The sequence below is a fragment of the Pedobacter sp. KBW01 genome (assembly GCF_003852395.1).
Lineage (GTDB): Bacteria > Bacteroidota > Bacteroidia > Sphingobacteriales > Sphingobacteriaceae > Pedobacter.
Window position 1 is genome coordinate 162,412 of the sequence record NZ_QAJQ01000004.1, and the last position, 22,633, is coordinate 185,044.

The window sequence follows — 22,633 nt, forward strand, 5'->3', positions numbered from 1 at the left end:
AGACAATGAGGTACTGCCCTTCGACTACGCTCAGGGTGACAGGCTTTTAAATTTCGGGTACCCTTTGAAATGAAGGCTTGGTTAGGCTACAAAACACATGAGTGATGAAGTAATGCCGAATGAACCAATAAACATACTTAGCTTTTAAACCCGGCCAGTGCAGTATCAACCAAAGGCGCCACACTTAAAAAATTGTTAGCAAGCACAAGAATTTCCTCTTCTATATTTCTACCTTCGAAACTCACCCAGCCTTCCATTAAAGTTAAAGGACCATATTTTATGCTTACATTTGGCCATTGTTGCTCCAATGTTTTAAAATCGTATCTAAATGAGTCTGCAAATTTTCTGCTCTCTATTGTGTAACCAGCCAAATGTCTCAATTTAAATGCGTGGATATTGTACAACAGCTTTTGTTCGCGGTTGCTTGCTTCGCTTATCCAAACGGAAAAAAATATCCGGGTTTTGGCCAATAAAGGATCTTCGTTTGGGCTACACCATGCCTTTTTAAATATTTTTACGCAAACACAGTCCAATACTTCAACTACAGCAACTTCGAGCTGCATTTCTTTTAGCTGTTCCTGATTGAGCTGGTTTACAGCCTTACTAAATATTTCGAGGTATTTTTCAGATCCGATCATTCACTGAAGTGGTTTTGTTTGCAATTTATTGCTTTTATCTTAAATGTGGCTGATCATCTTCCTAAAGTACGTGCAAATTAAATAAAGCCGGAATCTATTAAAAGACCCCGGCTTAATCACCTGCATTTTAGGTAATCAATAAAATTATTTAATCTGGTAAATTACTTCATGTGCTTCCCAGGGAGCCGGTACTTCCAACTTATGTACCAGTTTCTCTAAAACCATAGCAGGCACCACAGCATCGCGGTTTTTGTTCTGCTGCGATAACAACTGATGCGGCACTTCGATATACACCAGGCGCACTTTGGCTTTGTAGGTATTAAAAAGCTCTATTAACTGCACACGCATTTGCCCGGTAATATTGGTTGCATTCCACACAAAAGGCTGCTGCTTGCGCAGGTACACCCGAGCTTGTTCTTTGGCCTCTTGTATTACCCTGCCATTACCAGCCTTATCAGTTGCTTTAATGCCCCATTTTACACGGATGGCATCTAATGAAATAACCGGCCAATCGCCATAATGCTGCTTAATAAAAGTATCTTTCCCTGCACCGGGAAGACCACTCATTAAAACCACCTCGGCCAATGGCTGCTCAAAAGGTACATAATCCAGATAGCTGTCTTCGTGCTGCAAATAATGTATTTTGGCTTCACCAGAGATAAACTGGCGTGCCTGCCCCCAACATTGGTGCTCTTTACAAAATTCTTCGAAACAGGCTATCCGGTATAACATATCTTCCTGATCAATGCAGATACGGCCAAGCATATCGGCGCTTGCCAGTAAAGCCAGCCATTGGGTATTTACTTCCATGCTTACTTTTACCAAAGCTTTTAGCGGATCGGGCTTTTCGAACAACCAGATCGGAAAACCATGGTAACGCACCAGGCCAACAACCTGCTCGCGAATGGCGAAAGGCACTTTACCATCTAAATACAGTAGTTTACGGGCAAACTGCGCACCTTTACGTGCGTGCCCGTTGGAGGTGATGCTTCCATCGGGTTCAAAAACCGTTGTACTGTACTTCTCTACATCGTGCAACAGCGCTGCTGTCCACAAAATTTCCTGCTCCTGAGCCGGTAAGGCTTTAAAATCAGCTTTATTTTGCAAGGCAGCCAAAACCATTTGCGTATGTATGGCTACATCGCCTTCGGTATGATAACGTTTATCCTGCTCTACACCATTCATCCGTTTCACCCAGTCGAACTGTGTTTCGAGGTATTCCCAGTTTTTATTTTCGCTAAAGGTCCACATTTTTACCTCCTTCGTTAATTAAGGCTGCACGTTTCCAGTTCCTGGTCCAATGTTCGTCGGTTTTAACGTGTCCTTTCCTTACATATTTAAATACATTTTGGGCAAAGGCATCAACCTCGTAGCCTTCAGCATTGCGGCTAACAATCCCCTCCATGGTTGTTTCTTTGTTCTCGTAAACATCAAACGGCTCAAAAGCACCCTTCCCGGAAACCAAAGTCAGTATTTCGGTTTCAAATTGTTTCTGATTAACCGGTGTTTGTTCTGTTTTAAGCACCGGCACCGTAGGTAAATCAATCAGTTTTGCATAAAATCTGGTTTCTTCCCAGCTTAGCCAGCGGCCATGCTCGCGGATGCCGAAAACATAAAAATGATGTTCGAGTTTACGGTAAGCAATAGAATGTGTGGCGTATAAATTTTCTATAAAAAATTCCAGATCGCCCAGATCATGTTTTACCATTTGCCAGAAACGCCTTAAACTTTCCGTCCAGGGTGAAGTAGTTGGCGCTGCATGCGAACGTGCAAAAACTCCATATCGGGACAGGCAATTGTTTTCGCCGTCTAATTTTTCGGTATGTATCAATGTTGGGATCTGTTGTATTTTATCCCAATAGTCGTGCTGTATCCTGTCGTCGCTGGTTGTTCCCGGCGAAAACGGATAATGATACGTACGACCATATTTTTGTGAAATAGTCATCTTGTAATCAGTAAAAATAAAAGATATAGTAATTACTCCCTTCCAGATTTGGAAAGATCATTTAACATGAATGTGCAAATGAGATTACATGACTCAAAGGATAATTTTTTTAATACTGTTGCAAATGTAATAAAACCAAATCAAATTCCCGCTCATGTTTCCCGCTAATCTATTCTGAGTCAATCCCATATCTTTTTCGGTTCGTTTCAAACATCACTTTAAATTAGGATTTTAGCCTCACAAACTGGATATAATCAGTATTAACCGGATCAATGTCGTTCAGTTTCATTTCTTTTGCAATTTGCGCACGATGGTAAGTACCGTGATTAAAAACATGCAGCAAAATATCAGGAATTGAAGTCTGGAAGGCTTTACCCGTAGAGTTCTGATACTGAACCAAGGGCAACAAATCATCATCAGGGTTTTCGATCGCGGCCAACCCCTGCCCGCTTTCGGCCAACAACCTGCTACAGGTTTCGAGATCGTGCTGTTGCCAAACGCTTACTGGTGGCACCTCGTCATTAATGCGGTACAACCAAATCATTTGTGCATTGATGATGTGGCTAAAGAGATTGATGCACGATTGGGGCAATATATTGGCTTGCTCTTTTAAAGTGGTTAGCAGAATTGAATTGGCCCAGTTGTTATAGCTGCAAAATTGTTGTAACATGGTTGGAGTTAAAAATAGGAAACATATAACTGATTTTATTTTGGAATGCCAGCCTGCATCAAACTTACCTTAAGTAAATAATCAGCAAACTGAAAATCAAAAGCGTAGATTTAAATTTCACATTAGCAATATAACGAATTGATTAGAATGTGAATGCAAGCGCCATTAATTAACCCTTTGTTATTAAAATTACCCTACAATTTCCTGCAGCAGCTTCTATTCTTGCGCTAACAACGTAATTTTAAAAGTAAGCTCGGTCTGCTTATCCAAACCAAAACGCTCACTTTTTTCGAGGCATTGTAATTCGAGTACTGCTAAATAAGCCTTTAACCTGGTTCCAGCTGGGGTTTTCGCTTTTAAATTGGTAATTAAGGTCCACAAGCGTTGGTTTTTAATGTAGTTGCTTTGAAGCTCAATGAGTTTATGGCTTAATTTATTATGCTAGAAACCAACTTCTTCTAAACGCTGTCCCATCTTTTTGAGCACTGCTGTCTGCAATTGATCTGCTCTAATACTTATGGCAGCAGTTGGTTCGATGGTTTGCTCTTCCTGCAACAGCATTTCAATGTCAGAAATTGTGGCTAATTGCTGGCTATTTAAATTAAGCAAACCGAGCTCGTACAAACTGAAAGTTCCATTGGGCATTTCTAACAGGCCGGCAAGTGCTGCTTGCAAAAGCCCTAATTTATCTCTTATGTGTTTCATACCGCTATAATTTTTTAACACCTGAAAAGAAATGTAGACTTTTTTACGAGTTGCTAAAAAATGACTACAACATTAAACAACCAGCAAATGAACGAATGATTGTTTAGCCCGTTTTCTTTCGCAACTGGAGAGAAATAGCGATTAGAATCTAACATCAAAAACGCCATCTTTTATTACAATCGAATCTTGCAGGTTCTTAGCATTATACAAAGTTCCGTTTATTTTACCGCCAACAAAAGGCACACCACTATCCTTAGGTTTTTCGTATCTGGTAATTTGCACTTTGAATGGTGGCTTTGTTTCGTTAGTGGTATATACTTTTGAATCGGCCACGCCCAAATTAGTAACTAGGTAAATACTGCTTGCAAAACTTTGTTTGTAAGGATCATTGCCTGATAACTTGTATTCCTTTTTTTCTATATCGAAAATCCGGAATTGAAGCCTTGAATCGAAGGTAGTATTCAAAAATGTTTTGGGTACAGTTACATTTACGGTGTACATCTCTTTTTGAGTGCCATCTCCATAACCAATACCTGTCCAGCTTCCACTAAATATATTTCTGTTTTTATCAATCGAACCTTTTATCTCCAGATTTTGCCCGGCTATTTGTACATTAATAAACTGCACATAGGGTTCTTTAACGGGTGCCTCCGTTTTTTGTTTCTTACAAGAGAAAAGTAACATCACCACCAGCAGGTTAAAAAAGAATCGCGAAAATAATTTCATAGCACAGCAAACTACATTTGTAATTGAAAAATTTTATAACCTTATTGAATCAAAAACAATGATCAATAAGACTAGTCAAAGTTAAAATAATAAATAACTAATAAAATAGTGGATAATTAACAATTCTTCACACAAACGTTTGCCCTTAATCAAAAACAAGGCTAAAAAAATCAACTAAAAATTTATTAATTAATTGATTTTCAACACCATTTTATAGCCCTCAACATTTCTCTTCGATTCTTCCCTATTTAAAACTACAACCAGAATAAAATTTGCGCTATAAAAAAATGTAGTTGGATTTATTTAGAAATATAAGTTGTAAACAGGCAAACGTTTGCGCTTAGAAACTTATTTTTTTTCTGCTGCCAGTGGTTAACTTGACTTTAGGTTAGCAGCAAAAAGCTTCTGTTATTGCGCTACAATCTACAAAAACGGATTAGCGGCTAAGTTATAGCAATCTTAATTGCCTGCACACAGGCAAGGTATTTCCAGTTGAAGAATGGGGCTAGGTTAAGCAAAATGATCTCTTGTATTTACAAGACGATTGGGTAAGTGCAACTTAATTAATAAACCATATACTAACCAAAATCACAAAAAATGAAAAAAACAGCTTCATTTGCCACAAGCATGTTATTATTGCTTGTCCTTTTCTCCTGTAAAAAAACTGAAACCTTACAAGACACCGCAGCTGCAGAAATTAAAAACAACATTGCAGTTACCGAAAGCTTAGGTGGCACTTCGTTAAACGTAGGCTTAGGTGGTAACGCCTATACTGCGGGCACCGGCGGATTAATTAATGATACGGGCCTGCACAACTGGACCTCGGCCAGTACCATTACCAGTGTTTGGTTTCGTTTAGGCCTTACAGGTAGCTTAACGGTTGCTGTAAAAGGCACTGTACCTTCGGGCAGCAGTAACATTAAAGTAACTGTTAACGGAACTGTATTTAACAAAACCATTACCGGCACAACGGCTACCACCACCAACATTGGCACTGTAAATATTACTGCGACCGGTTATGTTAGGGTAGATATTCAAGGCGTTAGTAAAACAGGCAGCTATTTTGGCGATATTTCTGACCTCGTAATCAGCGGGCCTGTAGTTGCATCGAACGTGCAATATGCCAACACGGTTGCAGATTATTACTGGTCGCGAAGAGGCCCATCCTGCCACTTAAATTACACCGTACCATCGGGCACCGAATGGTTTTACAGCGAACTGAATGTTCCGAGCGGACAGGATAAAATAGGCTCGTACTTTATGGCCGATGGTTTTAGCGGAGGTTATTTTGGTATGCAGGTAAATTCGGCTACTGAAAGAAGGGTTTTATTTTCGGTTTGGGATCCATCAACAGGCTCTACTACCCTGGTTAGAAAAGGAACCGATGTAACCACCAACGGTTTTGGCGGCGAAGGCACCGGAGGCCAATCGTACATGTTGTTTAACTTGGTTGCCGGTACAACTTATAAATTCTTATTGCAAGGTAAACCTGATGGTACTGGTGGCTCTGATTATACGGCCTGGTTTTATGCGCCCGAAAACGGCGTTTGGAAAGTACTGGCTCAGTGGAAACGTCCGAATACTACAGCTTACTTAACTGGTGTATATTCGTTTATCGAAAACTTTAATCCCGATCAGGGCTATTTACAAAGAAGCTGTAATTATGGTAACCAGTGGTACAAAACCAGTGCAGGCAGCTGGACAGAGGTTACCAATGCGAGTTTTAGTTATGATGCTACAGCATCGGCAGAGCAGCGAATGGATTACCAGGGTGGTGTAACGGGCAATAGTTTTTACCTTAAAAACGGGGGGTTCTTTGCAACCTATACCAGTTATGGCACCGCTTTAAGCAGAACAGCAACGGGTACAGCACCAAGTGTTAATTTAACTACATTACCTTAACTCATCATATCCCAGGTTTCCGATAATGGATGCCTGGGATATTTTATCTCCACAAAAATTATGAAAAATAATTACTTGGTTATTTGCCTAACCGGTTTGCTTTTTATGAGCTGCAAAAAAGACCAATCGTTAACTGCAGCAAACAATACAAGCTCGCTTAAACCCAAAACGCTCGAGACCACTTCTACCTCAACCCCAATTAAGCTAAAAGTTTTGCAATTAAATGTTTGGCAAGAGGGTACAAAGGTAGCTGGAGGCTTTAATGGTATTGTAGATGCGATTGTACAATCGGGAGCCGATATTATTACTTTAAGTGAAGTACGTAATTACAGCAATACAAATTTTAGCGCCAGAATTGTGGCGGCATTACAGCAAAAAAACCTTACATTTTATTCGTTTAAAGATGATAATGTGGGTATTGTATCCCGATATCCGATCGCTTCATTTAAAGCGGGTATATACGGCAATTCGTTTGATAAAGCCATTGTTAAGCTTAATGTTAACACAGAGGTTGCAGTATATTCGGCGCATTTAGATTATTTAAATTATGCCTGTTACCTGCCAAGAGGTTATGATGGTAACAGCTTTCAAAAAATAAGCCAACCCGTTACAGATGTAAATGCGGTTTTGGCTTCGAACTTACAATCGAGCAGAGATGAAGAAATAAACGCCTTTATTAACGATGCAAAGCTGGAAAGGGAAAGCGGAAGAATTGTGATATTGGGCGGAGATTTTAACGAACCTTCGCATTTAGACTGGGTTGATGCTCAAAAAAATCTGTTCGATCATCATGGGACCATTGTGCCCTGGCAAGGCAGTGTGGCTTTGTATGCCAAAGGATATAAAGATTCGTACCGGGTCAAAAATCCGAATCCTGTACTCGCTCCCGGATTTACCTGGGCAGCTTTTAACACCAGTGCCAGTTTATCGTCGCTAGTTTGGGCACCGGATGCAGATGAAAGAGACCGTATTGATTATATTTATTACGCAGATAACAACGATAGAGTGAGTGTTGATGAATCGATTGTATTTGGGCCTTCTGGTTCTATTGTTCGTGGTCAGGGTTACGAAGATGCCACTTACACCAATCCTTTTGTTATTCCAACCGGAACATGGCCTTCTGATCATAAAGGTGTAATTACTACCTTTTCGATTACAACCGTACAGCCAACTGTTGGGGTAAACAAAACTGCTTATTTAACGGGAGAAACGATTACGGTAAATTTTGCAAACGGCTCTGCTGATCCTCAGGCCTGGGTTGGTATTTATCAAAACGGCAAAGTACCGGGCACCAGTAATTATGCTACTGCCTGGAAATATACCAATGGCATTGCCACCGGAAGTGCAACACTAACTTTGCCTGCCAATAGCCCTTCGGGCACTTACTTTGTGGCTTATTTTAAAGATAATGGTTATGTTGAAATAGCGCCAAGAGTTTCTTTTACTTATGGTAATTAGTTATCAACGAGTAAACAAATCTAAATAAGCAACTATCTAACAGACTTATAGCAGCAAATGGCAGCCTCGTATGACTATACCAATTTGTTATTGCGAACGAAGCAGCCGGATTGAGCGATAGCATGAAGCAATCTTTCCAGAGGAGAAATAGAGGAAGAAAAGGATGAAAGATTGCTTCATTTTGCTTTTGCAAAAAAAATGTTACATTTGATCCGTCCGTCCCCTAATTGTAAATATATTTCTTGAAGTAGTTGTTGCGCATGAAGACAATTTTGCCTCTATGCTTACTGTTTTTAGTTTTAACAAGTAGGAATTTAGTGTTTGCGGGTCCACAAATAACCCCAGTTTCAGGACAAGCCTGTTATGATGCCGTATATGGCAACGTATACCAGACCATTGTTACAGGAACAACCTTTGATTACGATATTAATTATTCAGGTTTATACACTGATCTGGCCTGTTCTAACAAGTCTGCCCTTGGCGGATTTGGATCTTGTACGTTAAGAAGCGCGGGGATAGACTATCCCAGAGGGTACCTTTTTTCAATAATAACTTATATTGCTTGCCCATTGGACACTGATTTGCCCATATTAATTCTCATTATGGGTGGGTTTGGCTTCTTTATATTACGCAAACGTTCACTAAACAGCGTTTGTTAATAATGTTAGCATGATTGAATCTTGAATGAGGGAATGGGCATCGTGCTAAAAATATTCAATCATTAATCCGATTTAGAAGTTACCTAATACAGATGAACGAAAGTTCTTCGACAGGCTCAGAATGACACACTATTTAAGAATGATTGAATTTTGAATGAAGGAATAGGCACTACGCTATAAACATTCACTCATTCAAAATTAAATCATTCAATACTTACTTACTATTAATCTTCTTGTTGTATTCTTTTTGCAAATCGGCTAGTGTTTGATCGTAACCTTTTCTATCGATAAATGCAGCAGGATTATAGGCATCGCCGGGTTGGTGTTTGGTGTGCAGGTTAAACTGACTGGCGTGTGATGACAACCAGATATCGAACGAAAGCTTTTTCATGGCACCAAGTGTATAGGCGTAATCTTTGGCTATTTCCGGATATGTGCTGATCTGATCAAACCTTTCGTGGGTTACAATGGTTGGCATATTGGCAATTAGTACGCGGTATGTTTTTTTACCGTCTTTAACATTAAACAAAAAACTGCACGAGCCTTTGGTATGGCCGGGGTGGTGCAACAGTACTAAAGCCATATTACCCAATTTAACCGAATCGCCATTTTTTAAAAGCCGATCGGCCTTTAGCGGAGCGTAAGAACTTACTTTTCCGCCAAGTGCATAATCGGTACGGCCACCACTTGCCATCACATCGGCATCTTTTGCATCGATTACCAGTTTAGCCCCGGTTTGTTTTTTAATGGTACCCATAGCACCCATGTGGTCGAAATGTGCCTGTGTTGTAGAAAGTATTTTAATATCGGCAAACTTAAAACCCAGCGCCTCTACGTTGGCTTTAATCTGACTGGCCGAATTAGCCAATCCGGTATTTATGAGGATGTGCCCTTTTGGTGTGGTAATGAGGTAGCAGGCCAGATCGTAAGTGCCTACATAATACAGGTTACCTGCAATGCGAAAAGGCTGGTAAGGTTTTGACCATTCTGCCGGATTATTGGCAGGTTCTACTACATGCTGTGCAGAAACAATGGTGTTGAATAATAGCACATTGAGCGCAATTAAAAATGTTTTTATAGATATCTTTAGCATATACAAAGATTTAAAATCTACACTGAATTGCGACATTTTTATTGGTATTTTTTCTGTTGGTAAACAACTATAAAAACACAAACTGGCCTCAGCTAAATGCTAAGACCAGTTTGCTATTGTTAACTTCCCAGAAGGGCTGCGAGTTTCGCATCAATTATTTTTTCATCGTCGCCATAAACCAGTATTTTTCCTTCTTTATCTAACAACACATAGAATGGGATAAAATGTACCTGGTACATGCTTCCAACTCTTGCAGGCATCATCTTTTTAGGAAATTCATCTATAACCTGTGGCCATGGCATCTGCTCAATATCCATTGCTTTAATCCAATCGTTCCACTTGCTATCATCTGATACGCTTAATATTTCAAAACCTTTGTTGTGGTATTTTTCATAAACCTGTTTCCAGTGCGGAATAGCTTCTCTACAGGGCTTACACCAACTTGCCCAGAAATCTATCATCACATATTTTCCACTCAAATCAGAAAGCGATAATTTGGTACTGTCTCTTTTCAATAAAGTGAAATCGGGCGCAATGTTACCTGGCAAAAGTGCCTCCCTATCTTTAAGTTGTTTGGCAAGCGAAATGTAATAACTACTGGTTTTAGCTTCTCCTTTAAATTGTTGAATTGTGTTGCTTAAAGTTGCAACGGGCATAGTGGAATTAAATTTATAGTAATTACCAAAAGCATATACTCCTGATACCGCAGATGGGTTCTGACTTATAAATTGATTGATTAGCTTAAATTGAATGGCATTGTGTTCTTCGGTTAATTTGCCGATAGCAGCTTTTAGTGCTTCCTTTTTCTCTGCGTTCTTTTCGGCAGTGTATTGCTTACCCAGGGCTTCCCTTTTCGATTTGGTTTCTGCAAGTGCAGGATTGTTTTCAAGTGCATCCAGCTGATCCTGACTTCTGGATCCTTTAACTATTACCTTTTTTAAGCGTGCGCCTTTTCCCTGTCCATATTTGGTATAATCGTAATGATCAGCTCCAGCTGTATCGATACTGATGTTAACTGTACCATTCTCTAAAAAAAGGTTAGCAGACCAGTTACCGGGTTTTATGTTTAGGCCCAGCTGTTCTGCACTGGCCAGTTTACCTTTAAAAATGAAAGCACCGTTTATTACATTCGTACTATCAATATTGGTAGAAGTCCTATCTTCTTCATTATATCTGGAAAGGTAAACTTTCCCGTTTTTAATTCCGTGGGTAGTACCTTTCAATATATATCCGGCTGGAGACTGAGCCTTTAGCGACATGCATAGGCACAATACACCAAACAGCGATAAATTTATTTTCTTTAGTATTGTATTCATCTTATTTAATATGATTAGTTAAAAATACTGGCTAATTTTTTATCCATTTCTTCATCACTTTCTCCGCCACCACCGTAGCGCCCAACAATAATCCCATTCTTATCAATTAATATTTTGGTTGGGAGCGTATGGATTCCGTAACCATCGCTCGTATCTTCTGATCGGTCAAAGCCGGTTGGTGTACGTTTTAAACCGCGCAATATATGTTTCCAAACACCGATCTTATCTTGCTCTACTGCCCTCTTCCAGGCAGCCTGGGCACTGTCATCGTCTGCAACACCGATAATTTCCAGGCCTTTATCTTTGTACTTACTATATAGTGAAAGTAAGTGTGGATTACCTTTACGGCAAGGCACACACCAGCTCGCCCAAAAATCGAGCAATACGTATTTCTTTCCCTTAAAATCAGCCAGGCTTAAATCTTGTCCGTTGATGTCCTTTTTAGCGAAACCAAATGCAGTGCTACCCGGAGAACCTGATTGAAGGCTCTGAACTTCTTTTAGCATCTTTTTACCATAGCTACTCGCTTTAACTGCAGGGCTAAAAGCTTCGTAATATTTTTTAGCGTCTGCCAGTTTTAAACCCGATATTTTGAAACCAAGCAAAAATGCTGCATAATAGGAATTGGGATTGTGGCTAATAAAATCAAGATCAATTTTATCCCTTTTTAAATTAAATGGCTCGAGCTCATCTCTGATTTCAGCAGCTTTTTCTCTTAAGGCATCCTGCTCTGCATCGGGTCGGTTTTCTTTTTTAGCCTGTACATAAGCATCGCTGGCTTTTTGGAGCTTAGCTAAAATGGGCTTGGTTTCTTCGCCAATAGGAGCTTTCAATTGCTCTACTGCTTTATACTCATCGTGAGGTTTGGAACCGGTTAATTTCAGATCTTTAAATTCTCCTTCGGTTAAGAGCAGTTTTAACTCTCCCGGAGCTAAAAATAAAGAACCCAAATTAGGGTCATCCATCGATTGCCTTTTTACATTGCCCATAATATATGCCATTAAGGGTTCGGTTAGTGTACCTTTAAATTCGAACTTCCCTCCGGTTATGGCGGCGCTATCCTGAACTACCTGACCATCAGGCTGGGTGTACCTTAATTTCAACATCCCGGTTTCTTTGCCATTTATCTGGCCTTTGAGGGTAAATTTTTGCTGTGCCTGTACACTGAATACGGCAAGCAGTGTTGCCATAAATAAAATATATCTTTTCATATGGGTAGTTTATTGTTGGTTTTGAATAATGTTTGGATTTTCGGTTAAAACGAGCTGAGAAATTCGCATCACCACTTTGGCATCAGTTGGGTTAACAGTTAATGGTGGCGAATTAAAGGAACTATAATTCCGCACCATCGGAAGGCCATTTCTAAAGTAATCGTAACTGTTATGTCCTTCGAAAGCCAGCTCTAATCTTCGCTCTAATAAAATAGCATCAAACAGGGCCTGACCTGATAAACCAACAAGGGCTGTTAATCCGGCACGGGTATGAATTACATTTAAATCGGCCAGTGCACCGCCTGTGTCTCCCGCTTTTAGCCTCGCCTCTGCCCTGTTCAGGTAAACTTCTGCCAGCCTTAAATGATTAAAAGCAGCATAGGAATAGTACACGCCGTTAACTCCATTGAAGAAACGATAACTGTATTTGTTGGTGCTTAATACATCGGTAGTATTGCCTGGATAGAGATCTGTAAAGTAAAAATTCTTTCTCAAATCGGTAGCAGCCAGTTTACCCAACAAATCAGGCGAAGGTTTAATCTGCCCGGTTGTATAAAGCCCTACGTAAGTTCCCTGAGGCTGCATTAACAAAATTGGCAGATTAGAGGTACTGGCTTCGTGGTTAATTGCCCAAATGGTTTCGGTATTTAGCTGATTACTTGCTGCATAGTAATTGGAATATGCTGTACCTTGCAGTAAGCGATAACCTCCGTTTAGGATAACAGAATCGGCTGCTTGCGCAGATAGCCTGGCGTAATTGGCATTTGGCTGATCAAAAGTACCACTCATATAAAGGTATACCCTCGAGAGCAAGGCAAATGCACCATATTTAGAAGCAAAACTATTTACACCTTTTGATTTAAAGGTAGCAATAGACTGGTTTAAATCTGCAATCACCTGATCGTAAGAGGCCTGCACTGAAGCTCTTGCCGGCGGTGTTGCAGTCAGATCTAGAGGCGCTGTAATAATCGGAATGCCTAAATTGGTAGCCGGACTCTGGTAATATGGCCGGCCGTAAACACGGAGCAGGTTAAAATTGATAAAAGCTCTTAAAAACAGGTTTTCTGCCTTTGCCTGTAAAATCACATTATTGGTTTCGGTAGCCGATACGTTTTTAAGGAATACATTTACGCCCAGTAGCGCTTTATAAGAGGCAAACCAAAAGGCATCAGACAGGCCAAAATCTTTAGATTCGGAGTTATTGTATTTAAAAGCATCCGTGTTTTGTAAATCGGCAGCGCTACTGGTAGAAGTAACATCAATAACCTTTACGTTGTTACCACGATATTCGCTAATATTAAACCAGGGCGTTTCATAGCTTGTGTATAAGGCTGTATAATTGCCAATGGTAGCTTTTGTATAGCCATTAGGCGATCCAAACTGCTGATTTTCGAAGTTTACATTATGGGGAGCAAGACTATCTAACTGCTTTTTGCAGGCAGATAGAGTACCTATCATTAGCAATACCCCAATACATCCTATATTAAATATTTTTCTTTTCATTGTATTGTGCTTAAGTTAATATGGAATCAATAATTAAAACCCGGCGGTTAAACCCACAACAAACCTTCTGGGCATACCACTGGCCACGCCTGTACCGCTGTAGGCATTGGATGTGCCGCCAATAGTTGCTCCTTCGGGGTCTGATGCAAACAAATCTTTTGATTTAATTACAAATACATTATCCATACTTGCATAAACGTTAAGCGAAGCGAGGTGTATTTTCTTTAAAGCCAAAGCAGGTACATCATAGCCGAAGCGAACGTTACGCAAACGGGCATAGCTGGCATCTACATAGAGCAGAGAGGAATTGATGTTAATACCGCCACGTTGACTGAAAGCCAGATCGTAGAAGTTTGGATAATTGGCATCGGTATCGCCAGGCCCCTGCCAAAAACGAATGGCACTATTGGGTTGCGGAATATTAAATCCTGCCTGCCAGGCTGTAGGGTCAACAAAGCTTCTTACAGCATTGTTCATGATTTTGTTTCCGTAAGAGAAATTGAACAAAAGACTCAGATTAAAATTCTTGTAGCGAAAATTGTTGGTCCAGCCACCAAAAAATTTAGGGGTTGCCGAACCGATATTCTGAAAACCACGTAAACGATCGGCCTTAACAAGCGCAATACTATCTACAATCTGTATTTGCCCATTAGCCAACAAACGTTCAAACTGTGGCCGTCCATTTGCCGGGTTTACGCCAACATATTTAATGGCTTTTAAGGTGTTAATGTCATCGCCAATATAGCGGTAGTAAGATCCACTGTAACCATCAATTAGCGAATCGCCTTTAATGGAAACCAGTTTATTTTTATTAAAACTGATATTGAAATTCATGGACCAGCTGAAATCTTTTGAACGGATATTCTCTGTATTCAACTGTAAATCGATCCCTCTGTTTCTGATTTCGCCTACGTTACGGTATTGCGAGCTAAAGCCCACATAACTCGGCAATGGCACATTCTGAAGCAGGTTTTTACTGTCTTTATTGTAGAAATCGATACTTAAATTAACTCTTTTAAATAATCCGATATCCAATCCTAAATTGGTCGCATAGGTAGTTTCCCAGGTAATATTATCATTTCCTAAGCGGTTAATAGTAGAGCCCGAAGTAGTAGTGGTATTGTAAAATACCGCATCGCTGTAAGTGGTAAAATTCAGGTAGTCGGCTCCTGCTTCTCTTCCCGATGTACCATAAGAGGCCCGCAGCTTCAGATTGCTGATCACTTTGGCACCCCGCATAAATTCTTCGCCACTAATTAACCAGCCCCCGCTTACTGCGTAAAAAGTACCATTGCGGTTGTTAATCCCAAAATTAGTAGATCCATCTCTCCTGATAGAGGCTGAAGCAAAATAACGCGATTTATAGCTATCATTAATTTCACTAAAAACCGAGAAAGAAGCTTTATCTATTGGTGCTGTTGATGAAGGGATTGCCGGTGTACCGGTTAACTTATTAATCCAGGTACCATAGGTTAAAAATGCGCCCAAATTACGTTCGCCGGGATATGGGCTATTGTAAGCCGATATCGATACATTTTCGGAATGGGTACGCGAATATTCCTGACCAATAATTGCCGAAAGCTGGTGATCTCCTAAAGTCTTGTTAAAATTAATTAAGTTCGAAGTTAAGAAATACGTGCTCTTGGTATCGTTAAGGGTTAAGGCTCCATTCACATAAATCCGATTAGATGCAGCTCCATCATACCTTCCTCTATAAGTCCGCGGATCTTTATAACCGTTTACGCTGTTGTTATTATAATTGATAGAGTTAGCAGATTGTACTGATAACCACGGTGTAATGGCATATTTTAAAATACCTGTTCCCAATAAATTTAAGCGGCTTGTTTTTACCGTATTGTACTCATGTGAGTATAATGGATTATCGTAATACTGTGTTAAACGCGCACCTGTTGCCCTATAGGTATAATTAGAAATCGAATCGGCCAAAGCGCCATTGGCATAATTTGGCGAAACCCAGGGCTGAAACAGATAATACTGACTTTCGCTATTGGTTGAAGTATAATTATCTAAGATGGCATTGGTATTTAAACTGAAAGTAAGTTTATCTGTAATCTTTTGATCGACATTAACCCGGAGAGATTTACGGTTTACTCCATCATCCAGCAGGGTGCCATCCTGTTTATTCCAGTTTAACGCGGTGTAGAATTTAGTTTTATCGGTTCCGCTGGAAACAGAGAGATTAATATCGCGCTGATTACCATCCGTAAAAAAGGCCTTGTTATCCCATTCGGTATCTACAGCCAAATCTGCATCAGAAAAAATGCGGGTGGTATTAAAATACTGATTAAAGGTGGGATAGGTGGTTCTTAAAGATGCCGTGCCATTATACAATGCTTGCATGTATTTGGTAATATGGGTAGTAGCTTCTGCGGTATTCATAAACCGGATGGCACGGTTATTTTGTACCTTTCCGTAATTCACCCCAAAATTTATTTTCGTTTTGCCAACATTACCGCGCTTGGTTACCACCACAATTACCCCCTGTGCTGCCCTCGAACCATAAATTGCGGTAGAGGCAGCATCTCTTAAAATGTTGATGCTTTCAATATCCTGGGGATCAATAATATCCTGCAGGTTTGCAGCATTGGTAATTACCCCATCTATCACAATAAGCGGGCCGTAGTTAGTATTAGAAGCATCATTAAAGCTGCTCTGCCCACGTAAAACCACCTGACCGCGGTTGGCTACACTACCACCTTGTTCTACAATGTATAAGCCTGCTGCTACACCTTTCAACATGGCCAACCCGTTTACTGTTGATACGCCATTACGCAATGTTTCACCGCTAATGCTCTGCACACTGCCGGTAAGTTCTGATGCTTTTTTCTGGGTATAACCAGTTACAACTACCTGTTCCAGGTTAGAAACATCTGGCTGCATAACAACTGTCATGTTGTTTCTGGCATTAAGCTCTCTGGTGGCATAGCCTACGTACGAGAAAACAAGTACAACATCTTCGTTTTCTACATTAATGGCAAAGGTACCTTCGCTATTGGTATAAACAGCTTTTCCACCATTTTTGGTTTTAATGCTCACACTGCTCATGGGTAATCCTTTTTCGTCTACCACCTTCCCTCTAATTTCGATAGCACTGATGCGATTGATGAGCCGGTCTAAAAAATCAAGCTCTTTTTTCTTAATCACAATGGTTTTATCGCTAATAGAGTAAGTAAGGTCTTGCCCTTTAAAAATTTCTTCCAATGCGGCATCCAGTGTTACATTAGACAGTTTAAAACTTACGTTTTTGGCTTTTGGCAAAATTTCATCGCCATAAAGTACATCGTAACCAGAGAGTTGCTTTATTTTCTTAAGTGTTTCAATTAAAGAAACGTTTTTTTGGGAGAGCGTTATACTTTGGCCAAATGTGCTGGCACTTACCTGCATACAGATGGCTAAAACCAGAAAAGTAGTTATTTTCATAGCCATGAAAATTTTAGGGCGCAGCCGGTTAAACGGCACACCTAGGTTAAAAGTAGATTTATTCATACTTTTGTAGGGTTTGGGTTTAGGTTCAAGATTGATATTCAGTCGGTCTTTTCGGGATTATTTCCCGTTCAGGATGGTACCCAGGCATTTGCGTAGAGGGGCTAGAACACCTCTACGCTTTATGGTACCTCTCCTATAAGCTGAGTCAGCTCTTTGGTTGTAGATTTTTCTTCATCTGTTTGGTTTAGTTTAGTTTATGGTTCTAATTAATTGATTATAATTTGCTAGGCTTTTGATACGATAATATTTTTGCCCTGTATCGTAAATTTCAATAAGCCTGTTTTTTCCAGTTTATCAAGCAACATGGTTATATCTGCAAAGCGCGAAACAGAGCCGCTTACTTTTACGTGTTTAACATCATCCTGATAAACAACATCTACGTTGTACCACCTGGATACTTCACGCATAACGGTTTCTATATCTTCGCTATGGAAACTGAATTTGTTATCTTTCCAATATATTGCCTCTTCGGGGTTCACTGTTTCTACCCGAATTATACCGTTGCTTAATACGGCCTGCTCTCCCGGAACCAGCACCTTATACTGATTTGCTTGTTCGGCAATCGGAGAAACTTTTACGCTACCTTCAAGCAGTGTTGTTTTTGTAGCGGGTTCATCGTTATAGCTATTAATGTTAAAATGTGTACCCAGTACTTCTACCTTTTGATTTCCGCTAAAAACTTCAAATGGATGCTTCTTGTTTTTCGCAACCTCAAAATAAGCCTCTCCAACTAATTTAATCTTCCTTCGGGCAGTGTGGTTCAAGCCTGTAGAATAAGTAATGGATGATGATGCATTGAGGTAAACCAACGATCCATCTGGTAGCACCACACTGTATTGCTGTCCTTTTGCTGTCGATAAGGTGTTGTAAACGCTGGTATCGGCCGCGTTTCCTATAATGTTATACATCAACTTCCCATCTGCTGTTTTGGTTATCCGTACACCATGTTCGGTTATGGCATTGTTATTTAAAGTATTTGACAGCATAATTTTTTTGCCATTAGCTAAAATAAGTGTTGCCGTTTGCTCGCCAGGCTTAATAGTATTGCTAGTAGCTCCGATACTGCTCTGCTGCAAATACATTTTATAAAAAAACAATCCTCCAAGTGCGGCTACAAATGCTGCCGCCGCCCAATACCTGAAACGGAAATTAGCCACGTGTACAACCTTAGTACCTGGTGCTTCTGCTGCAATCACATTCCACATCTCCTTTTCTACCTGTTCAAAATCTTCATCTCCTAACTTTATATCTTCCGTTTCATGTAAATGATGAAACCAGTTTTGTAGTATTAATATTTCTGCGTCGGAGCATTGCCCGGTTTTATATTTCGCTAATAGTTTTTCGGCGTTATTCATGGTGGTTTGTTTTGGCGCTAATTATATCCATGACAGTTAAGGGAAGCTATACAGTGACAAGGTTTTTATTTTTTTCTAACAAAAACACCAACTCAAACACAAAACACTGCATATCAACACATTAAACACAAACAAGAAATAGAATAAGTTTTAGTAAAAGAAGCCTAACAGGATAAAAAGAGGGCCTAATTTGTCTCTCATAGTTTTCAGTGCCCTTTTCATTTGGGTATTTACGGTATCCTCTGAGATATTCATCTCGGCTGCGATTTCTTTATAAGTTTTATGTTCTTTACGGCTTAACAAAAATACCTGGCGCATTTTAGGAGGAAGCGCATTGATTTCGTTATCAATTAGTGCCGCAATTTCTTTTTCCCTGATCAGGTAATCGGTATCTGAGGCATGGGTACCCAGAAAATCGTTTAAAGAATCGATGTATTTTTGTTCAATCTGCTGGTGTGCAAATATATTGAGTGCCCGGTTACGAACAGACTGATAAAGATATCCTGCTAATGAGCTATTAAATGACAGGTGCAGGTGGCGGTTCCATAGCTGAATAAATACTTCTTGCACCGCGTCTTTAGCTTCTTCCCTATTTCGAAGTTTTTTGTATGCATATAGAAACAACAGGCTATTGTAACGCTTATAAATTTCGATATAGGCCGGGCGATCTCCTTCTTTAAGAAGTGAGCAAAGCTCCTGATCACTATAATCCCTGTATATATCCATGTTTCTCTTTCAAATTTATGTCTTAGAAACTACGAATACAATAAAAAGCTAGCGAAATACCAAAAAAAAACGGGCAAAAGGAAATATATCCTTTAAACCAACAAATCATTTTATTTCTGCTTCAACATTTCATTGGAAGGTGCAAAGGTAACCTTCTGCCCTGTTGCCCTCAAAATAAAATCTGTAATGGGCGTAGGATTTGGTAAACTATGTGGGTGGTGGTTCACATTTGGTTTGTGGATTACCTTAATATCTCCACCGTTTTCGCGTACTATTTTTTCGAATGGTGTTGTATTTTCAGCAATTGGCACCACATTATCTACATCGCCAACTACATGCAACATCGGGAAGCCGAGCCGGGCAATTTTTGCGGCATTATCTATGGGGTTTTGATTAAAGCGATTGGCTTCTTCATCGTTTAGCTGGTAATCCTTTTTAAAAATTTCCCAATCGGTTTTACTCCCCGGGCCTTTACCCTTACCTCCGGGCCAGCTTTTTAAATCGAGAACAGGTGCATCTGCATAAATACAGGCCACTTTATCCGGATTGGCCAACGCCCAGTTGTACACATAAACACCGCCACGGCTCATACCTTCTAAAGCTACTTTTTTATTCATTCCGCCCTGCCTCATCAGTGCATAAAACCTGTTCCACAATGTAATGGCTTCGGCATTGCCAAAAAGCTCGGCAACATCACAGTAAACAACATGAAAACCACGTTCGAGCAGCGAGACATCAGTTTGTGGTTCGTGCCCCCAGAAACGTGCACGCCACACCCAGGGATGCCCTTTTGCCACTATTTTTGGTTTAACCACCTTACAATCGCGGCCATTAAACTTAAAACTGGCACACTCAAAACCATAAAAACTGGTGATGTTCTGCTCTGCTTTTATTTTAGTATAAATGTCGAAATTTTCTGTTCCCTTTTGTGTTATGGTTTCGTATAAACGTGATGCAATAATGGTTGCGCCTGCTGCTGATGGATGAATTTTATCCGGAAACAGTTCTTCCTTATCTACAAACAGGGGGTGTAGATTAATGAGCACTAGTTTTTCGTCAAAAGCTACCTGCTGTATCATTGGAATAATGCGATTTACCAGCACACGATCTGAAATAGAACTGGTATCGGCATTAAATGTAGCTACCGGCGCAACTAAAATAATGCGTGGTTTACCAGGCAATTGCCTAAAACTGTTAATCATCGCTTTATACGTACTATCAAACTCCCCATATCTGTTTCTATACTGACCCTTACTGTCGTTGGTTCCTAATTTGATGAGCACAATATTGGGTTCGCTTTTTAAGGCATCGGCGTAGGCCTTTGTTTTCCAGTAACTGTTAGCGGTGTTTTTTAACAAGGTAGCGCCACTATGACCAAAATTCATGACCTGATAATTATTGCCCAACATGCTTTGCAGTTGTGCAGGGTAACTGCCTTTTTCGCGGTTAGCGAGCCCCATACCATAGGTAATACTGTTCCCAATACAGGCTACTTTAATTTTTTGTTGAGCGTTAAGGGAGAAAAAGATTCCCCATAGTATCAGGGTAAAAAAAATGTGCTTTATGCGCATAGCAGGGTTATTGGTATTTGTGGTTTTATTGCCTTTTTCTAATGTGATTTGACTTGCCGGAGTGAGCTTTTAATTAGCTAGTGTATAGATAAAGGTTGCATACACTGGAAATCTATCACACTGAGCCTGTCAAAGCGTTGAAATGCTTCGTAAGGTATTAAGGCAGGTCCTTCGACAGGCTATTATTGATAGATCCAATAGAAGAGTCGTCATTTCGACTGAAGCCAGCAGGTTTTTCACCGATGGTGGAACGCCTGCCCTTACAGACGGGGAGAAATCTATAGAGACAGATTTCTCGACTACGCTGCACTTCGCTCGAAATGACGACTCCGCAAGGGATTACACAACCTTATACAGTCGTATTTAAATTGGCTACTTGTTTGCTTTTTCGGGCGCGCATATAAATTACCAATAAGCCAAAGGCTACAATAAGTATAATTGGAATGGTAAGCGTAGCCTGTAAAACTTCAGGTCCGGCCAGTTTTTTGGCTTCGCTCAGTGCCAGCCCTTGCTCAGTGTCGCCGGCAGCTTTAAAATAAGTTCCTAAATCAGCTCCCTGTGGCAGGTGTTTAACAATCAGCCCGTCGTAAAAACTGCCCATAAAAATGGTATATACTGATACGGCGAACATTCCTGCGCCACCCATTAGGTTTAAGCCTAACGCACCCGATTGCGGGATATTTTCGGCCACAAAACCAATCATGGTAGGCCAGAAATAACAAACACCAATACCAAAAATAATGGCTGCGAAAAAAATGGCATTTCCGGTTAGCGTGCTTAGCAAATAAAGCCCTGTGGCGGCAAATATTGCCGAAAGCAACAGCACGCCTTGTGGTGCAAGTTTCTTAACTACCGGCTCGGCAAAGCCCCTGCCAATTACCATAATACCTGTAGTAAGTGTAAGCAATAAAATGGCATTGCTGGTTACGTTTTTAAGTAGCAATCCAATCCATTGACCGGTAAATAATTCGGTAATGGCGGTGCCAAACATGCAGATAAACATGAAAATAAACAATGGCGATACTACTGCTTTATACATATCCTTGCTCGAGTAGCCTGATGATACCCGCTCGGTTACAGGGAAATCGAGTTTCGAAAACAGGTAACCATAAATTAAGGTTGGAATAAGCATCATGGCCACCTGTATTTTCCAGCCCAGGCCAATTTGCGTAAAGAAAGTAACCAATAAGGTACCGATTACAATACCACCCGGAAACCATAAATGAAAGTGATTTAAGCGCGTGGTTTTGTTCTCAGGATATAGTGTTGCCACCAGCGGGTTACATGCTGCTTCTACCAAACCATTGGCAATACCAATAAGCAGGGTAGAAAAAAACAATGTCCAGTAGCCCTGTGCATAAACAGTTAGTATAATGCCCGAAAGGTGAAACAGAAAGGCCAATACGAGCAACCGTTTCATCCCGATAATATCAACAATAAATCCACCGATTACAATGGCCAGCGGGAATCCCCAGAAAGCGGTTGCGGTAATGGTGCCCAGTTGTGTTGCACTTAACTGAAAATCAATTCCCAGTTGGTTCATCATTCCGGCACGGATACCGAACGATAGCGAGGTGACCAATAGCGCAAGGCAGCTTGACCAAAATAATTTGGTCGTTTGAATTTTACTCATAAGTTTGGTTTTATT

Annotated in this window: 18 protein-coding genes; 2 read left to right on the top strand and 16 right to left on the bottom strand. The window is 40.3% G+C overall.

What is annotated here, in order from left to right:
* Positions 1–137 precede the first annotated feature (137 nt).
* The 7 genes from DBR40_RS04400 to DBR40_RS04425 form a co-directional block, all read right to left on the bottom strand.
* The gene (locus DBR40_RS04400; protein WP_124558595.1) at positions 138–638 is read right to left on the bottom strand and encodes a hypothetical protein; all 501 of its coding nucleotides are present in this window, start codon (positions 636–638) and stop codon (positions 138–140) included.
* Between the two features lie 144 nt (positions 639–782).
* Positions 783–1,889, bottom strand: a complete 1,107-nt coding sequence (locus DBR40_RS04405) for an AAA family ATPase (protein ID WP_124558596.1) — start codon at positions 1,887–1,889, stop codon at positions 783–785.
* A complete protein-coding gene (locus DBR40_RS04410) occupies positions 1,876–2,583 on the bottom strand; it encodes an RNA ligase family protein (protein WP_124558597.1) in 708 nt (235 codons plus the stop codon). The genes DBR40_RS04405 and DBR40_RS04410 overlap by 14 nt, the downstream gene beginning before the upstream one ends.
* A gap of 223 nt (positions 2,584–2,806) precedes the next feature.
* Entirely contained in the window at positions 2,807–3,253 is a 447-nt protein-coding gene (locus DBR40_RS04415) for a DinB family protein (RefSeq protein WP_124558598.1), read from the bottom strand.
* Positions 3,254–3,469: 216 nt separating this feature from the next.
* Positions 3,470–3,634, bottom strand: coding sequence for a hypothetical protein (locus tag DBR40_RS26615; protein ID WP_158673984.1), 165 nt, complete (start codon positions 3,632–3,634; stop codon positions 3,470–3,472).
* A 60-nt stretch (positions 3,635–3,694) separates the two neighbouring features.
* Positions 3,695–3,958 (bottom strand): hypothetical protein, encoded by a 264-nt coding sequence (locus DBR40_RS04420; RefSeq protein ID WP_124558599.1) that lies wholly within the window; start codon positions 3,956–3,958, stop codon positions 3,695–3,697.
* A 141-nt stretch (positions 3,959–4,099) separates the two neighbouring features.
* Positions 4,100–4,684, bottom strand: coding sequence for a DUF5025 domain-containing protein (locus DBR40_RS04425; protein ID WP_124558600.1), 585 nt, complete (start codon positions 4,682–4,684; stop codon positions 4,100–4,102).
* Between the two features lie 597 nt (positions 4,685–5,281).
* On the opposite strand from DBR40_RS04425, the gene DBR40_RS04430 reads away from it, so the two are divergent.
* Together DBR40_RS04430 and DBR40_RS04435 are read left to right on the top strand one after the other, a co-directional pair.
* The gene (locus DBR40_RS04430; RefSeq protein ID WP_124558601.1) at positions 5,282–6,586 is read left to right on the top strand and encodes a DUF3472 domain-containing protein; all 1,305 of its coding nucleotides are present in this window, start codon (positions 5,282–5,284) and stop codon (positions 6,584–6,586) included.
* 60 nt (positions 6,587–6,646) lie between these two features.
* Complete coding sequence (locus DBR40_RS04435) at positions 6,647–8,044, top strand: endonuclease/exonuclease/phosphatase family protein (RefSeq protein ID WP_124558602.1); 1,398 nt, start codon at positions 6,647–6,649, stop codon at positions 8,042–8,044.
* A gap of 873 nt (positions 8,045–8,917) precedes the next feature.
* Here DBR40_RS04435 and bla read toward each other — a convergent pair.
* The 9 genes from bla to DBR40_RS04480 all read right to left on the bottom strand — a co-directional run bounded on the left by bla (position 8,918) and on the right by DBR40_RS04480 (position 22,618).
* Complete coding sequence (gene bla, locus DBR40_RS04440) at positions 8,918–9,781, bottom strand: subclass B3 metallo-beta-lactamase (RefSeq protein ID WP_370526658.1); 864 nt, start codon at positions 9,779–9,781, stop codon at positions 8,918–8,920.
* 134 nt (positions 9,782–9,915) lie between these two features.
* Positions 9,916–11,112: a TlpA disulfide reductase family protein gene (locus DBR40_RS04445; protein WP_124558604.1), complete on the bottom strand. Its 1,197-nt coding sequence runs from the start codon at positions 11,110–11,112 to the stop codon at positions 9,916–9,918.
* Between the two features lie 14 nt (positions 11,113–11,126).
* Entirely contained in the window at positions 11,127–12,323 is a 1,197-nt protein-coding gene (locus tag DBR40_RS04450) for a TlpA disulfide reductase family protein (protein ID WP_124558605.1), read from the bottom strand.
* A 9-nt stretch (positions 12,324–12,332) separates the two neighbouring features.
* Positions 12,333–13,826 carry a RagB/SusD family nutrient uptake outer membrane protein gene (locus DBR40_RS04455; protein WP_124558606.1) on the bottom strand — a complete coding sequence of 498 codons (1,494 nt, stop codon included), beginning with the start codon at positions 13,824–13,826 and terminating at the stop codon, positions 12,333–12,335.
* Between the two features lie 33 nt (positions 13,827–13,859).
* The gene (locus tag DBR40_RS04460) at positions 13,860–17,333 is read right to left on the bottom strand and encodes a SusC/RagA family TonB-linked outer membrane protein (RefSeq protein ID WP_124558607.1); all 3,474 of its coding nucleotides are present in this window, start codon (positions 17,331–17,333) and stop codon (positions 13,860–13,862) included.
* Between the two features lie 224 nt (positions 17,334–17,557).
* On the bottom strand, positions 17,558–18,688 hold the full coding sequence (locus DBR40_RS04465) for a FecR family protein (protein WP_124558608.1): 1,131 nt from the start codon (positions 18,686–18,688) through the stop codon (positions 17,558–17,560).
* A gap of 150 nt (positions 18,689–18,838) precedes the next feature.
* Positions 18,839–19,414: an RNA polymerase sigma factor gene (locus tag DBR40_RS04470; RefSeq protein ID WP_124558609.1), complete on the bottom strand. Its 576-nt coding sequence runs from the start codon at positions 19,412–19,414 to the stop codon at positions 18,839–18,841.
* Between the two features lie 110 nt (positions 19,415–19,524).
* Entirely contained in the window at positions 19,525–20,985 is a 1,461-nt protein-coding gene (locus tag DBR40_RS04475) for a GDSL-type esterase/lipase family protein (protein WP_124558610.1), read from the bottom strand.
* A gap of 349 nt (positions 20,986–21,334) precedes the next feature.
* Positions 21,335–22,618 carry an MFS transporter gene (locus DBR40_RS04480; RefSeq protein WP_124558611.1) on the bottom strand — a complete coding sequence of 428 codons (1,284 nt, stop codon included), beginning with the start codon at positions 22,616–22,618 and terminating at the stop codon, positions 21,335–21,337.
* Between the last annotated feature and the right edge of the window lie 15 nt (positions 22,619–22,633).